Annotated in this window: 1 protein-coding gene; it reads left to right on the plus strand. The window is 32.4% G+C overall.

Features of this window, described 5'->3' with window-relative positions:
• A partial coding sequence (locus tag V6260_RS18590; RefSeq protein ID WP_341595572.1) for a sensor histidine kinase occupies positions 1-253 on the plus strand: 253 nt, incomplete at both ends.

Raw genomic sequence — 253 nt, forward strand, 5'->3', positions numbered from 1 at the left:
ATAGATGATGTCTGCTGGGTCTTTAGTGACAATACCAGGCTCAGTCAAATAGTTTCTAATTTATTAAGCAATGCACTTAAATTTACCGAAAATGGTGATGTAATACTAAAAACGAGTGTTAGCTATATCAACGCTAATCAAGTTTTAAATATTGAAGTGTCAGATACAGGGAGAGGTATGAGCAAAGGATTTTTGGAATCTCTTTTTTATACTTTTTCTCGAGAAGTTGATGCTAAAAATTCAAAAGTTGGTA

This window comes from Pseudoalteromonas aliena (assembly GCF_038155085.1).
GTDB lineage: Bacteria > Pseudomonadota > Gammaproteobacteria > Enterobacterales > Alteromonadaceae > Pseudoalteromonas > Pseudoalteromonas aliena_A.